This window comes from Methylorubrum sp. Q1 (assembly GCF_004683995.1).
Taxonomy (GTDB): domain Bacteria; phylum Pseudomonadota; class Alphaproteobacteria; order Rhizobiales; family Beijerinckiaceae; genus Methylobacterium.
Genome location: NZ_SRHQ01000009.1, coordinates 112296 through 125309 on the forward strand (window position 1 = coordinate 112296; position 13014 = coordinate 125309).

General features: G+C 68.4%; 13 protein-coding genes. 3 read left to right on the forward strand and 10 right to left on the reverse strand.

Features of this window, described 5'->3' with window-relative positions; translation table 11 throughout:
• Positions 1-103 precede the first annotated feature (103 nt).
• Positions 104-1588: a serine hydrolase gene (locus tag E4V01_RS10865; RefSeq protein ID WP_060772014.1), complete on the reverse strand. Its 1485-nt coding sequence runs from the start codon at positions 1586-1588 to the stop codon at positions 104-106.
• Positions 1589-2033: 445 nt separating this feature from the next.
• On the opposite strand from E4V01_RS10865, the gene clpS reads away from it, so the two are divergent.
• The 3 genes from clpS to E4V01_RS10880 all read left to right on the forward strand — a co-directional run bounded on the left by clpS (position 2034) and on the right by E4V01_RS10880 (position 5343).
• Positions 2034-2429 (forward strand): ATP-dependent Clp protease adapter ClpS, encoded by a 396-nt coding sequence (clpS, locus tag E4V01_RS10870; RefSeq protein WP_060772015.1) that lies wholly within the window; start codon positions 2034-2036, stop codon positions 2427-2429.
• Positions 2430-2451: 22 nt separating this feature from the next.
• Positions 2452-4935: an ATP-dependent Clp protease ATP-binding subunit ClpA gene (gene clpA / locus E4V01_RS10875; protein ID WP_135298345.1), complete on the forward strand. Its 2484-nt coding sequence runs from the start codon at positions 2452-2454 to the stop codon at positions 4933-4935.
• Positions 4936-5070: 135 nt separating this feature from the next.
• A complete protein-coding gene (locus E4V01_RS10880) occupies positions 5071-5343 on the forward strand; it encodes a hypothetical protein (protein WP_060772017.1) in 273 nt (90 codons plus the stop codon).
• Between the two features lie 16 nt (positions 5344-5359).
• Here E4V01_RS10880 and hemA read toward each other — a convergent pair whose 3' ends face one another.
• Genes hemA through bchM form a run of 9 tightly spaced genes read right to left on the reverse strand, consistent with a single transcriptional unit; the run spans position 5360 to position 13011 of the window.
• Positions 5360-6577, reverse strand: coding sequence for a 5-aminolevulinate synthase (gene hemA / locus E4V01_RS10885; RefSeq protein WP_060772441.1), 1218 nt, complete (start codon positions 6575-6577; stop codon positions 5360-5362).
• A gap of 55 nt (positions 6578-6632) precedes the next feature.
• Positions 6633-7442 (reverse strand): putative photosynthetic complex assembly protein PuhE, encoded by an 810-nt coding sequence (gene puhE, locus E4V01_RS10890; protein WP_060772018.1) that lies wholly within the window; start codon positions 7440-7442, stop codon positions 6633-6635.
• Position 7443: 1 nt separating this feature from the next.
• Positions 7444-8538 (reverse strand): magnesium-protoporphyrin IX monomethyl ester (oxidative) cyclase, encoded by a 1095-nt coding sequence (acsF, locus tag E4V01_RS10895; protein WP_135298346.1) that lies wholly within the window; start codon positions 8536-8538, stop codon positions 7444-7446.
• Entirely contained in the window at positions 8535-8831 is a 297-nt protein-coding gene (locus E4V01_RS10900; RefSeq protein ID WP_003600930.1) for a hypothetical protein, read from the reverse strand. Before E4V01_RS10900 ends, acsF begins: the two co-directional genes overlap by 4 nt.
• Before the next feature lie 17 nt (positions 8832-8848).
• Positions 8849-9319 (reverse strand): photosynthetic complex assembly protein PuhC, encoded by a 471-nt coding sequence (puhC, locus tag E4V01_RS10905; RefSeq protein ID WP_060772020.1) that lies wholly within the window; start codon positions 9317-9319, stop codon positions 8849-8851.
• A gap of 15 nt (positions 9320-9334) precedes the next feature.
• Positions 9335-10039, reverse strand: a complete 705-nt coding sequence (puhB, locus tag E4V01_RS10910) for a photosynthetic complex putative assembly protein PuhB (RefSeq protein ID WP_135298347.1) — start codon at positions 10037-10039, stop codon at positions 9335-9337.
• An 11-nt stretch (positions 10040-10050) separates the two neighbouring features.
• On the reverse strand, positions 10051-10824 hold the full coding sequence (gene puhA, locus E4V01_RS10915) for a photosynthetic reaction center subunit H (protein WP_060772022.1): 774 nt from the start codon (positions 10822-10824) through the stop codon (positions 10051-10053).
• A gap of 13 nt (positions 10825-10837) precedes the next feature.
• Positions 10838-12283, reverse strand: coding sequence for a BCD family MFS transporter (locus tag E4V01_RS10920; RefSeq protein ID WP_135298348.1), 1446 nt, complete (start codon positions 12281-12283; stop codon positions 10838-10840).
• On the reverse strand, positions 12280-13011 hold the full coding sequence (bchM, locus tag E4V01_RS10925) for a magnesium protoporphyrin IX methyltransferase (RefSeq protein ID WP_135298349.1): 732 nt from the start codon (positions 13009-13011) through the stop codon (positions 12280-12282). The genes E4V01_RS10920 and bchM overlap by 4 nt, the downstream gene beginning before the upstream one ends.
• Positions 13012-13014: the final 3 nt, after the last annotated feature.

Here is a 13014-nt window from a genome sequence, read left to right on the forward strand (position 1 = left end):
GATATGTCGAAGGTCGTCCAAGCCGCTTGATGCGGCTCTTGTCATCGGGCGACCGCCGGCCGAACGCGCCGGCAGCCGCACCGAGGAAGGTTGTCGGAGACGATCAGCTCCGGGTCGCGAAGCAGTTGAAGCCGTTCTTTTTCAGCGCGGCGCAGGCATCCTGCGCGGTGCTCTGTTCGGCGAATCCCGAGAAGCGGGCGCGGAACAGCGTGGTGCCGCCATGGGTGACGCGGACCGTGTAGGGCGCGGCCTTGGACAGCATGCCGGTACGGCTGCGGGCATCGGCGAGGATCGACTTCGCCTTGTCCTCGTCGTCCATGGCGCCGAGCTGGATCACCCAGGGGCTCGGCGTCACGGGCTTGGCGCTGTCGCCGCGGGCATCCTTCGGCGGGCCCTCGGCCCGGGAGGCGACGCCCTCCACGGCGGGCAAGCGGGCGGTCGACTTGCCGGCCGTGCCCGGGAACGGCGCCTGCCCCGCCGGACCGGCATAGGCCTGGGCGCCGCCCGGCAGCGCCTGGAGGGTGGTGCGGCGCGATCCCGGCGTCGTGGTGGCCGGCCGGATGTCGAGCGGGGCGTTGCTCGTGGAGCTCGTCGTCTCGATGTCTTCGTCATCCGCCGAGGCGAGGACTGTCCGGGTGCGGGAATCGGCCTCGGCGACGACCGCCGGGCGACCGCGCTCGGCCACCTCGACCACGGGTGCCGTCTGACGGCTGCCGGCAAAGGCGCGGGGCAGATTCGCGCGGACGAGGTCGGCCATGATCCGGTCGCGGCTCGCGCCCGATTTGCCGCCGAGCACGATCGCCACGATCTGCCGGTCGCCGAGCTTGGCCGCGGTCATCAGGTTGAAGCCGGAATCGCGGGTGTAGCCGGTCTTGATGCCGTCCACGCCCTCGACATTGCCGAGCAGGCGGTTGTGGTTGCCGATGGTCCGGCCGCGGAAGGCGAAGGAGCGGGTCTGGAAGTAGCGGTAATAGCGCGGAAAGCGATCCTGGATCGCGCGGGCCAGCAGGGTGAGGTCGTGGGCCGTGGTGATCTGGTCGGGGTCGGGCAGGCCCGAAGCGTTGGCGTAGTGGGTGCGGCTCATGCCGAGCGCCTTGGCCTTGCGCGTCATCATCTCGGCGAAGCGCGGCTCGGAGCCGGCGATGTTCTCGCCGATGGCGCAGGCCACGTCGTTGGCCGACTTGGTGACGAGCGCCTTGATCGCCTCCTCGACCGTGACGGTCGAGCCGGGGCGCAGCCCCAGCTTCGACGGCGCCTGGGCGGCGGCGTTGGCCGAGATCGAGAGCGGTGAGTCGAGGTCGTAGCGGCCCTTCTCCAACTGCTCGAACAGCATGTAGAGGGTCATCACCTTGGTGATGGAAGCCGGGTGGCGCAGCGCGTCCTCGTTGACCGCATGCAGCGTGCGGCCCGACTTCACGTCCACGACCATCGCGGCATAGGGCGGATTGTACCCGCTCACCGCCTTGCGGGCATGGCCTCGGCGTTTTGCCTCGGCCGGGTCGGCCACTGCGACGAGAAAACTCGTCGCCAGGAGCAGCACGGCGACAGCGCGGGACCCCGTGGTGGGCCGGCCTTCTACGCGACGCATCTCGAAACCTTCGCCTCGACAACCGGACGTTCAAGCCCGGCTGGCACCCTTCACGAACGCCGCCATCGGGTTCGCAATCTCTGTCGAAGACGGTAGGATGAACGCGGTTACGCGGCCGTTAATGCCGGCCGTTGCGGGCGCGAGATCGTCCTTTCGCCACAGGGGTTAAGCTGATCTTGATGAGACCGGCTCGGCGAGGCCGGCGTCGGCGTCATCCGATCCGCCATGCGGCGTTTCGTCTTCGGATCCAACGACGGCTGCGCCGCCTCTCGCGCGTGGGCGCGGGGAGTGCGCGCGGGGTGGCTGCGCGTTCAAACAGTACGGACAGTTTCACGCACCTCACTGGCGCAGGCGCCGATCGGCCTATAGATTGCCTGTTGAGCGTTGCGCCCCTCACCGGGACGTCGGCGCCGAAGGCTGCCAGACCAAGGTCGCTTCGATTCAGATGTCTTCCAAGCTGATCCAGGACAACGTGCAGGAGGCGGGTCGGGGACGCGTTCCGGTGCGCGCGGCCTCGACTCCGCCCGGTTCGGGCGACGACGACCGCTCGGGCACCGCGATCATCACCCGCACCAAGCCGCGGGCGAAGCGGCCAAGCCTGTACCGCGTGCTGTTGCTCAACGACGACTACACGCCTCAGGAATTCGTCGTGCACATCCTGGAGCGGTTCTTCAACAAGAACCACGACGACGCCTACCGGATCATGATGCACGTCCACCACAATGGTGTGGGGGAGTGCGGCGTGTTCACCTACGAGGTCGCGGAAACGAAAGTGACGCAGGTGATGGATTTCGCCCGCAAGCACCAACATCCGCTTCAGTGCGTTATGGAAAAGAAATAGGCATCCAGCGAAGGCCAGAGCATTGCCCAGCTTCTCACGTAGCCTCGAGCAAGCCCTCCACCGCGCCCTGGCCCTGGCCGGAGAGCGCCGCCACGAATACGCGACCCTCGAACACCTCCTGCTCGCCCTCGTCGATGATCAGGATGCGGCCGCGGTGATGAAGGCCTGCAACGTCGAAACCGACGTCCTGCGCCGCAATCTCATCGAGTACGTCGACACCGAACTCTCGAACTTGACGGGCGACGGGCGCCAGGATGCCAAGCCGACCGCCGGCTTCCAGCGGGTGATCCAGCGGGCCGTGATCCACGTCCAGTCCTCGGGCCGCGAGGAGGTGACCGGAGCCAACGTGCTCGTCGCGATCTTCGCCGAGCGCGAGAGCCACGCCGCCTACTTCCTGCAAGAGCAGGACATGACCCGCTACGACGCCGTGAACTACATCAGCCACGGCATCGCCAAGCGGCCCGGCGCGTCCGAGGCCAAGCCCGTGCGCGGCGCCGAGGAAGAGAGCGCGTCCGAGCGTCCCGGCGTCGAGGAGAGCGAAGCGCGGCCCAAGAAGAAGGGCGATGCGCTCGATGCCTACTGCGTCAACCTCAACAAGAAGGCCCGGGACGGCAAAATCGACCCGCTGATCGGACGCCATTCCGAGGTCGAGCGCACGATTCAGGTGCTCTGCCGACGCCAGAAGAACAATCCGCTGCTGGTGGGCGACCCCGGCGTCGGCAAGACCGCCATCGCCGAAGGGCTCGCGCGCAAGATCATCCAGCACGAAGTGCCGGAAGTTCTGGCCGACGCGACGGTCTTCTCCCTCGACATGGGAACGCTGCTCGCCGGCACCCGCTACCGCGGTGACTTCGAGGAACGCCTCAAGCAGGTGATGAAGGAGATCGAGGCGCACCCCAACGCCATCATGTTCATCGATGAGATCCACACCGTGATCGGTGCGGGTGCCACCTCGGGCGGTGCGATGGATGCCTCGAACCTCTTGAAGCCCGCTCTGGCCTCCGGCGCGCTGCGCTGCATCGGCTCGACCACCTACAAGGAGTACCGCCAGTACTTCGAGAAGGATCGCGCCCTGGTGCGCCGGTTCCAGAAGATCGACGTCAACGAGCCGTCGATCCCGGACACGATCGAGATCCTCAAGGGGCTGAAGCCGTATTTCGAGGAGTTCCACAAGCTCAAGTACACCGCCGAGGCGGTGAAGGCGGCGGTGGAGTTGTCGGCGCGCTACATCAACGACCGCAAGCTGCCCGACAAGGCGATCGACGTGATCGACGAGACCGGCGCCTCGCAAATGCTGGTGCCGGAGGCGCGCCGCAAGCGCACCATCGGCGTCAAGGAGATCGAGACCACCATCGCCACGATGGCGCGCATCCCGCCTAAAACCGTGTCGAAAGACGACGCGGTGGTTCTCAAGAACCTGACCGAGAACCTGAAGCGGGTGGTCTACGGCCAGAGCAATGCCATCGAGGCGCTGACCTCGGCGATCAAGCTCGCCCGTGCAGGCCTGCGTGATCCCGACAAGCCGATCGGCTCCTACCTGTTCGCGGGCCCGACCGGCGTCGGCAAGACCGAAGCGGCCAAGCAACTCGCGGCCTCGCTCGGCGTCGAGATGCTGCGGTTCGACATGTCGGAATACATGGAGCGCCACACGGTCTCGCGGCTGATCGGTGCCCCGCCCGGCTATGTCGGCTTCGATCAGGGCGGCCTGCTCACCGACGGGATCGACCAGCACCCGCATTGCGTGCTCCTGCTCGACGAGATCGAGAAGGCGCATCCGGACCTGTTCAACATCCTGTTGCAGGTCATGGATCACGGCAAGCTGACCGACCACAACGGCAAGCAGGTCGATTTCCGCAACGTCATCATCATCATGACGTCGAATGCGGGCGCCTCGGATCTGGCGAAGTCGGCCTACGGCTTCACGCAATCGAAGCGCACCGGCGACGACGTCGAGGCGATCAACCGGCTGTTCGCGCCGGAATTCCGCAACCGCCTCGACGCGATCATCTCGTTCGGCCACCTGCCGAAAGAGGTCGTGTCCAAGGTCGTCGACAAGTTCGTGCTCCAGCTCGAAGCGCAGCTCGCCGACCGCAACGTCACGATCGAACTGTCGGACGAGGCCCGCGAATGGCTCGTGGAGAACGGCTACGACGACGCGATGGGCGCTCGCCCCATGGCCCGTCTGATCCAGTCCACGATCAAGACGCCGCTCGCCGACGAGGTGCTGTTCGGCCGCCTCAAGGATGGTGGTGCCGTCAAGGTGGTGCTGAAGAAGCCGGAGGCCGAGGACGGCAAGGGCAAGGCGGAACTCGGGTTCGAATTCCCCGCCGGACCGGTCACCCCGAAGCCGGAAACCGACGTTGCCAACGCGGCCAAGCGCAAGCGCTCGAAGCCACGCTCAGCACCGCGCAAGAAGGCGGCCAAGCGTGACGTTGGTCCGTCCGGCGGTGGATCGTCCGGTGGCGGTTCCGTCCGCACTGTGCCGAAGGTTCCGCTGAAAGTCTGAGAGTGCAGGGCCGCTCGTTCGCAGGAGTGAGCGGCCTTCGAAGCCGGCGCGGGTTGCGTTCCTGCGCCGGCTCCCGGATATGGGCGGCGCCGCGCTCTGCCAGAGGGGCCGGTATCGGCCAGCAATGAGGGTAGCATGACGAGCGACGCGCAGGAGGAGCCCCTCACGCCTGTCGCGCCACCGCCGGCTCCGGTGCGGCCGAAGCCGTTGACGTCCCGCGAGAGACGCCGTCGCCGTCGCAAGTCGCGTCATCGCGGCGAGGAGATTCTCGGCTGGATCCTGGTGCCGGTGATCCTGTTCGGCCTGTTCTGGGGCGTGAACGCGGTCCTTGAGGCGATGGGCACCAGCCCCGGCGTGGTGTGGGATCAGCTCTTGCAGGTGAAGGCCGCGCTCGAGAAGAAGATGTAGCGCAGCCTGCCCTACCCTATTCCGCCGCTGCCTTGCTCAGCCCGATTCGCCGCCAGATGGTGCTCAGCGCATCCACGAGGTGGTCGATGTCGGCATTGGAATGCAGCGGCGAGGGCGTGATCCGCAGGCGCTCGGTCCCACGCGGCACGGTCGGGTAGTTGATCGGCTGCACGTAGATGCCGAACTCATCGAGCAGGGTGTCGCTGATCGCCTTGCACAGCACGGGGTCGCAGACCATCACCGGCACGATGTGGCTGCGGTTGGCCAAAGTCGGGATGCCCGCCGCGTCCAGCGCCTGCCGCACCCGCGCCACCCGTTCCTGATGCCGCACCCGCTCGACGCTGCTCGCCTTGAGGTGGCGGATGCTTGCCGCGGCGCCGGCCGCGACCGCGGGCGGCAGCGAGGTCGTGAAGATGAAGCCCGAGGCGAAGCTGCGCACGAAGTCGCAGAGCTGCGTCGATCCGGTGATGTAGCCGCCATGGACGGCGAACGCCTTGCCCAGCGTTCCCTCGATCACGTCGAGCCGGTGGGCGAGCCCCATCCGCTCCGAGATACCGCCGCCTCGCGCGCCGTAGAGGCCAACCGCGTGGACCTCGTCGAGATAGGTGAGCGCCCCGTGCGCCTCGGCGACGTCGCAGATCTCGTCGATCGGGGCGATGTCGCCATCCATGGAATAGACTGACTCGAAGGCGACGAGCTTGGCCCGGCCCGGCTCGATCAGCCGGAGCTTGCGGTCCAGATCCTCCGGATCGTTGTGACGGAAGATCTGGCGTTCGGCCCGGCTCGAACGGATGCCCTCGATCATCGAGGCGTGGTTGCCCTCGTCGGAGAAGACGACGCAGCCCGGCAGCTTCGAGGCGAGCGTGCCGAGTGCCGCCCAGTTCGAGACGTAGCCGGACGAAAAGATCAGCGCCGCTTCCTTTCCGTGGAGGTCGGCGAGTTCCTGCTCCAGGAGCACGTGATAATGGTTGGTGCCGGAAATGTTGCGGGTGCCGCCCGCGCCGGCTCCGCATCGGTCGATCGCCTCGTGCATCGCCTGCAGTACCGACGGATGCTGGCCCATGCCGAGATAGTCGTTGGAGCACCAGACGGTGACGTCGCGCTCACCGCCGGGGCTGTGATGCGTCGCGTAGGGAAAACGCCCCGCCTGCCGCTCCAGATCGGTGAAGACGCGGTAGCGCCCCTCCCGGTGGAGCCCGGTGATCGCATTGCCGAAGAACGCTTCGTAATCCATTCCGTCCTCCCCGAAGAAGATGATGCCGGTGGGCGGATCTTGCGTCCGCCTCACCTCATTCGCGGTGTATCGCCCGGGTTTCGGGCATCTCGGCCGCCGTGGGTGCGGTGCGCCCCGGAAGGCTCCAGTTCCACAGCGCCGCCGAGGGCAGCGGCAGCATCAGGAACCAATGCTCCAGGGTGGCGAGCGCCGCGAGCGTCGCGACCAGAGCAAAGCCCGTGACCGTCTGCGGCGCCGCCGCATCCCCGAGCGCGCCGCGGGCGAGCAGAACCGTCGCTGCGGTCCCCAGCGTCACCGAGAGCGGAAACAGCGGGTTCATCGGCCGCCGGCTCAGGTAGCAGGCGAGATAGCCGAGATGCGGCGGCAGGAACTCGGCGTGGAGGTTGCGCACGCCGAGGAACAGGTTGAGCCGCGCCGAGGCGTTCATCAGTGTGAGCAGGCCGTAGGTCCAGAGCGCGACCCGGTTCCCCTCCCCCCAGGTGAGGCAGAGGATGGCGAGCCCGCCGATCAGGATCGCGAATTCATGCCACAGGCTGGTGGCAAGCGCCGCGAGGAAGCGATCGAATCCACGCAGGTTCGGCGCGCAGGCGGCGGGCTTCGGGCCGGAGATGAAGCCCATATAGTAGCTCATCTCCTGCCAGCCCCAGACGATCACAGCGGCGGTGAAGCCGAGATAGGCGCCCGTCTCCGTGTCGTCGTCCGCGACCGCGCGGATCGTCCAGAGCGCGCCGGCCAGGACGGCGCTCGCCGCGACCATGCTGCGGGCGTGCGTCCGCCGCGGCAGGTGCTGGAGCACCAGCACCAGCCCGGTGGCCGACCACCACAGCAGGACGGCGTAGAGCGCCGGAGCGGCGTAGACGCCCATGCTACCAGACCGGATCGAGGCGGATGTCGGCGGGCATCGCGTTCTGCTTCACCGGAAGCAGGTAGAGCCGCGCGAAGGTCGCCGCCGCGACCAAGGTCTGGACGCCGTGCTTCAGCTTGCCCGACAGGCCTCCTTCCGCCTTGGCGGCGGCGATCTTGTCGGCGCAGACCAGCAGCCGGTCGAGCCCCGCCTTGAAGCGGGGATCGTCGAGATCGAGGGTGATCGGGAAGGTCTGTTTCGAGATCTCGGAGGTGATCCGGAAGACCTTGAAGTCGTAGTCGGTCGGATCGACCCCGAGCGCCTTATGGAAGGCCGGGCGGCAATGGTCGCGGACATACATCGTCGCGAACACCGCCAGCAGGAAGAAGCGGATCCAGTAGCGGTTGATCCCCGTCGTCAGCTTCGGGTTGGCGCGCATGAGCAACGCGAACGCCTCGCCGTGGCGGAACTCATCGTTGCACCACTTCTCGAACCACTTGAAGATCGGGTGGATGCGCCGCTCCGGATGCCGCTCCAACTCGCGGTAGATCGTGATGTAGCGGGCGTAGCCGATCTTCTCGGACAGGTAGGTCGCGTAGAAGATGAACTTCGGTTTGAAGAAGGTGTACTTCTTCGCCTTCGTCAGGAAGCCGAGATCGACGCCGACGCCGAAATCCTTCAGCGTGTCATTGATGAAGCCGGCATGGCGCGCCTCGTCGCGGCTCATGAAGCCGAACAGCTCCTTGATGTCCTTGTTCTTGGCGCGCTTGCGCATCTCCGCGTAGAGCACGCAGCCCGAGAATTCGGCGGTGATCGAGGAGACGAGGAAGTCGAGGAACTCCTTGCGCAACTCCGGGTCCATGTCGGCAAGGTCGCAGTCGAACGCCTCGTTGCGCACGAAGTGGCGCTTGTTCGGGTCCGAGCGCAACTCCTCGATCAGGATGTCCCACTCGCGCCGCACGGGCTCGACATCGGTGCGGTCGAGCTCGTCGAAATCGGTGGTGTAGAAGCGCGGGCTCAGGAAGGTCGTCTGCTGCGCGCTCTTGGTCGATTCGTTGAGCGGCTGGCGCGGGAACGGAACTCCCGTCGCCGGTTGGGGCTGAACGTTGGCGTTCACAGCTTCCTCCGTTCGGAAAAGCTCACCTCGTAGAGCTCGGTCAGCTCGAGATGGGCGATCAGCTTGGTCCAGGCCCGCTCCAGCCGGCCTGCGCGGGTCACGGTGGCGGTGCGGCGCACGGTGAGGCGCTCGCCGTAGGGCACCTCGGTCGGCGCATCGTGAACCTGGACCTCGTCGCCGGGCTCGATCTCGAACCCGCCATCGAGCGTCACATGCGCGTGCAGGCTCTCCGGCGTCTGTTCGATCTCGACGGTGCAGGGCACCTCGACGACCGTCTTGCCGATCCAGGCCATGTCCGCCCCCTCTCCCATCACCGCAGCTCCGTGCCGGGAAGCAGGCGGGCGAAGGCCTTCGCGTTCGAAGGGCCGAAGGCCAGCAGCGGCACGTGCCGCCCGGTGGCCCCATCCTCCAACGACAACGTCCCGTTGTCGAATCGCGTGAGGGTGAACGGGGGCTCGCGGCTCAGGCCTTCCCGCTGCCGGGCCTGGGCGAGCCCCCGCAGCGTGCCCCGGATGAAGCCGTCCTGCCCAGGCTCGATCCGGGCGACCAGTTTCCCGTCGCTGGCCTCGCGCAGGTCGATGGCGCCATCCGGCTGGTCCTCGGCGTGGAAGGCCAGCGTCTGAACCGGGTGGGCTGCCGGTGTCTGCGGCTCCGTCTCCTGGCCGCGGCCGAGGGCGACGGCGAAAATCGCCACCGCGAGCAGGGCCGCAACGGCCAGAAGCGCCGGCCGCTGGGATTGCGGCTTCTGCGGCGGACGGCGGAAGTTCAGCTCGACGGGCATCGGTCTCACTCTCGGCTATCGGGCACCGGCGGTCGCGAGGCGGCCGGGGGCAGCGCTCGCACGCCCGGTCGCGGCGGATTCCACGGTGCGCGCCGGACCTTTGGCAGGTCCTTCACCGACTCTCTCGGGCGAACCTTCGATCTGTGCCGCGAGCGCCGGTGCGAGCAGGTCCACCACGCTCCGGGCCTCGGGCACCGAGCGCAGCATCGGCTCCGGCCGGCTCACCCGCCAGGGCCGGGCATGCGGCCAGAGATGCAGGTAGGCGACCCGCTCGCCCGGCGGCAGGCGCAGGGGGATGTCGCCGGTCCCGTCGGAAAACAGCCGCAATCCCGCCGACTCGATTCGGGTGAGCGGCAGGTTGAGGGTGATCGGCAGGGCGATGCCGACATGCAGCACCATGCGCCGGTCGGTCAGCGTGTAGACCGTGGTGCGGTGGACGAGCCAAGCGAGGAAGCTCAGCAGCCCGAGCGCCGCAACGCCGATCAGCAGGGTCGGGCCCGCCACGGCGAGCGCCCGCGTCGGCCCTCCGCTCGCGGCGGCACCGATGGCCAGCACCGTGGCGGTGCCGGCGAACCACACCATGACGAGCCTGGCGTGGAAGGCGCGCAGCAACACGCCGGAGAGGCTCGGGGCGCCGCGCCACAGGATGCGCTCGCCCGGCGGCAGGGGACCGGGCAGGCCCCGCAACGTCCCTTCGGGCAGGAAGTCGGAGTCGCTCATAGGATCGGCCCTCAGAAAATGGGTTCTTGGCGAGCGGGCGAGGCGTAGAGGGTGCCGGCGCCGAAATAGGCCATGATCCGCTCTTCCTCGAGCAGGGTGACGGAGTCGGGATCCTTGGTGCCGGGGATGTCGGCGAACTGCGCCGCCAGCAGCGCCTCGGTCTTCACCGTGCGGGAGAATCGGCCGGTGGTGCAGAAGGTCACCGGCATCAGCACCCGGCGTCCGCCGGCACCGAGTTCGACCTCGTAGTAGCGCACGAAGGATTCGCCGCGATCGAGCCAGAGATCGACGACGGTGCCGGCGACCTGCCGGTCGGCGCCGAAGACCGGCATGCCGATCGGGTTCGGTCCGTCCTCGTGGACCACGAAGGCGTCGGCGACGCGTAGGGGGACGATGCGGTACTCGTTGTCCCAGGTCCGGTCGTGCTCGTCGTGGCGCGGAACCCAGGAGCCGGGGCCGACGCCGGCCTGCAGCGACGTGTCGGTGCGGAAGTAGGGCGCGCCGGGGAAGACCTCGCGGCGGGCGCTCGGCACGTTCGAGTCGTAGGCGATGTTGGTCTGCGGCGCGTACATCGTGTGGCCGCTCGACAGATGGAAGGCCTTCGGCATCGGGATCAGGATCGGGTCCGGGCTCTTCAGCCGGCCGGCCGCCTCGTTCTCCAGCGGATAGCCCTCGCGGCGATCCTCCCGGCGCAGGTAGAAGACCAGGCCGGCGAAGAAGATCCAGAACGCGTAGAGCGTGACCTGCGCGACATCGATGTAACCGGTGATCTCGCCTCTGGGCATGGCAGGCCTCCGATCAGGTGGGGCGGTTGACGAGGGGGTCGAACGAACCGGAACGCCGCTCGTCCGGACGGATGGAACCGGGGGCGTCCGCGCGTACGAGCGGGCCGAGCGCGACCAGCGTGGCGAACAGCAGCGCGATCTCGACGTGGTAGACGATGAGGTAGCCGATTGCCGGCTCGTTCATGCCCTCGCCGAGCGCACCCGATTGCGCCACGGCGGCGCCGAGATCGCGCAGGATGCCGCTGGCGGCGATGGCGAGGCCGGCGGCGGTGGCCTGCGCCGCGCCCCAGGCGCCCAGCGCAAGGCCGGTATCGTCCGGCCCGGCCTTGGCCATGGAGGCGGTGAGCGTGCCGTGGGCGAACAATCCGCCGCCAATGCCGATCAGCGTGACCCCCGCTGCGAACAGCCGGGCCGAGGCGAGGGGTGCTGCGAAGATCACCGCCGAGAAGGCGGCGATGCCGATCACCGCGCCTGTCGCTGCCACCCGATAGGGGTCACCGCCGCGGTTGAGCCAGCGCGCCGCCGCGATCAGCCCCAGCCCGCCGCCGGCCGCGAGCATCGCGGTGAGCGCCGTGGTCTGGGCCACCGTCAGGCCGAGGATCTGGCCGCCATAGGGTTCGAGCAGGATGTCCTGCATCGAGAAGGCTGCAGTGCCGAGCGCGATCGCCGCCAGCCGCCGCCGCGCGGTGCCCTCCCCGGCATAGCCGCGCCAGGACTGGGAGAAGCTCGGCCGCGGTGCCGCCCTTTCGGTGCGGTGCGGATCGCGCGGCTCCTGTTTCCACAGGGCGATGCCGTTGAGCACGATCGTGACCAGTGCCGCGCCCTGGATCACCTGGATCAGGCGGACCGCGGAGAAATTCGCCAGCGCCAGCCCGAACAGCACGGCGCTGCCCATCATGCCGGCCAGCAGCATGGCGCAGAGGAGCGCCACCACCTTCGGGCGGGCATGCGCCGGGGCGAGGTCGGTGGCCAGCGCCAGCCCGACGGTCTGGGTGGTATGGAGCCCCGCGCCGACGAGCAGGAAGGCGAGCGCGGCCGCGACATGGCCGACCCAGAGCGGACCGGTGGTGTCGCCCGACAGGATCAGCAGGGCGAACGGCATGATCGCCAGCCCGCCGAATTGCAGCAGCGTGCCGAACCAGATGTAGGGCACCCGCCGCCAGCCGAGCACGGAGCGGTGCGTGTCCGAGCGGAAGCCGACCAGCGCCCGCAGGGGGGCGAACAGGAGTGGCAGCGACAGCATCACCGCGACGATCCAGGCCGGCACTGCAAGCTCGACGATCATCACCCGGTTGAGCGTGCCGATCAGCAGCACGGCGGCCATGCCGACCGTGACCTGAAACAGCGCGAGCCGCATCAGGCGCCCGAGCGGCAACTCCTTCGTCGCCGCATCGGCGAACGGAAGGATCGCCGGGCCGAGGCGGAGCAGCGCCTGGGTGATGGCGAGGCCGGATTTCATCGAGCGGCCCCGGTCTCGCTCGCGGGCGACGCATCCCTGCGCAGCTCGATCGCGTTCGAGAGGTAGAACCCGCTGTTCACCCGCTGCGTCCGCTCGACGGCGAAACGGGCCAGCGCCCGCTCTCCGGCGATGCGCCGCCGCAGGCCGCTCTCCGTGATCGGCACGATGGCAGGAGCCCGGTCGGCCTTCGGGAACAGCTTGCCGGCCGCGTGCATCAGCGTCAGCAGCGCCGTGCGCGGGGCGACGGTGAAGAGCAGGCTGCCATCGGTGCGCAGCGACAGTTCGGCGAGCGCCCGGACAATGTCCGGCGCCTGATAATGGATCAGCGAATCCATCGCGACGATATGGTCGAAGCGGCCGAGCCAGGGGTCGAGCATGTCGCCGACCCGGAACGTGACCGAGCCGGGGCCGGGGATCGCGGGCAGGCGCTCGCGGGCGAGCCCGACCAGCGTCGGCGAGACGTCGATCGCCACCACTTCGGCACCCCGGCGCGCGGCCTCGACCGCGAGCGCCCCGGTGCCGCAGCCGGCATCCAGCAGGCGCAGGCCGGTCAGATCCGCCGGCAGCCAGCCGAGCAGGTTCGCGCGCATGGTGTCGCGCCCGGCCCGCACCGTGGCGCGGATCTTCGAGACCGGCGCGTCGGAGGTGAGGCGCGACCATGCCTCGACCGCGGTGCGGTCGAAGTAGGTCTCGAGTTGGGAGCGGCGGGTGAGGTAGGGCGTGCTCATCGA

What these genes read in the sequence shown, in the direction of transcription:
- hemA (WP_060772441.1), bottom strand. Translation starts at nt 6,577, where the DNA reads ATGGATTACGAAGCGTTCTTCGGCAATGCGATCACCGGGCTCCACCGG.
- E4V01_RS10920 (WP_135298348.1), bottom strand. Translation starts at nt 12,283, where the DNA reads ATGAAATCCGGCCTCGCCATCACCCAGGCGCTGCTCCGCCTCGGCCCG.
- E4V01_RS10900 (WP_003600930.1), bottom strand. Translation starts at nt 8,831, where the DNA reads ATGGCCTGGATCGGCAAGACGGTCGTCGAGGTGCCCTGCACCGTCGAG.
- bchM (WP_135298349.1), bottom strand. Translation starts at nt 13,011, where the DNA reads ATGAGCACGCCCTACCTCACCCGCCGCTCCCAACTCGAGACCTACTTC.
- puhE (WP_060772018.1), bottom strand. Translation starts at nt 7,442, where the DNA reads ATGGGCGTCTACGCCGCTCCGGCGCTCTACGCCGTCCTGCTGTGGTGG.
- E4V01_RS10880 (WP_060772017.1), top strand. Translation starts at nt 5,071, where the DNA reads ATGACGAGCGACGCGCAGGAGGAGCCCCTCACGCCTGTCGCGCCACCG.
- clpS (WP_060772015.1), top strand. Translation starts at nt 2,034, where the DNA reads ATGTCTTCCAAGCTGATCCAGGACAACGTGCAGGAGGCGGGTCGGGGA.
- E4V01_RS10865 (WP_060772014.1), bottom strand. Translation starts at nt 1,588, where the DNA reads ATGCGTCGCGTAGAAGGCCGGCCCACCACGGGGTCCCGCGCTGTCGCC.
- puhB (WP_135298347.1), bottom strand. Translation starts at nt 10,039, where the DNA reads ATGAGCGACTCCGACTTCCTGCCCGAAGGGACGTTGCGGGGCCTGCCC.
- puhC (WP_060772020.1), bottom strand. Translation starts at nt 9,319, where the DNA reads ATGCCCGTCGAGCTGAACTTCCGCCGTCCGCCGCAGAAGCCGCAATCC.
- puhA (WP_060772022.1), bottom strand. Translation starts at nt 10,824, where the DNA reads ATGCCCAGAGGCGAGATCACCGGTTACATCGATGTCGCGCAGGTCACG.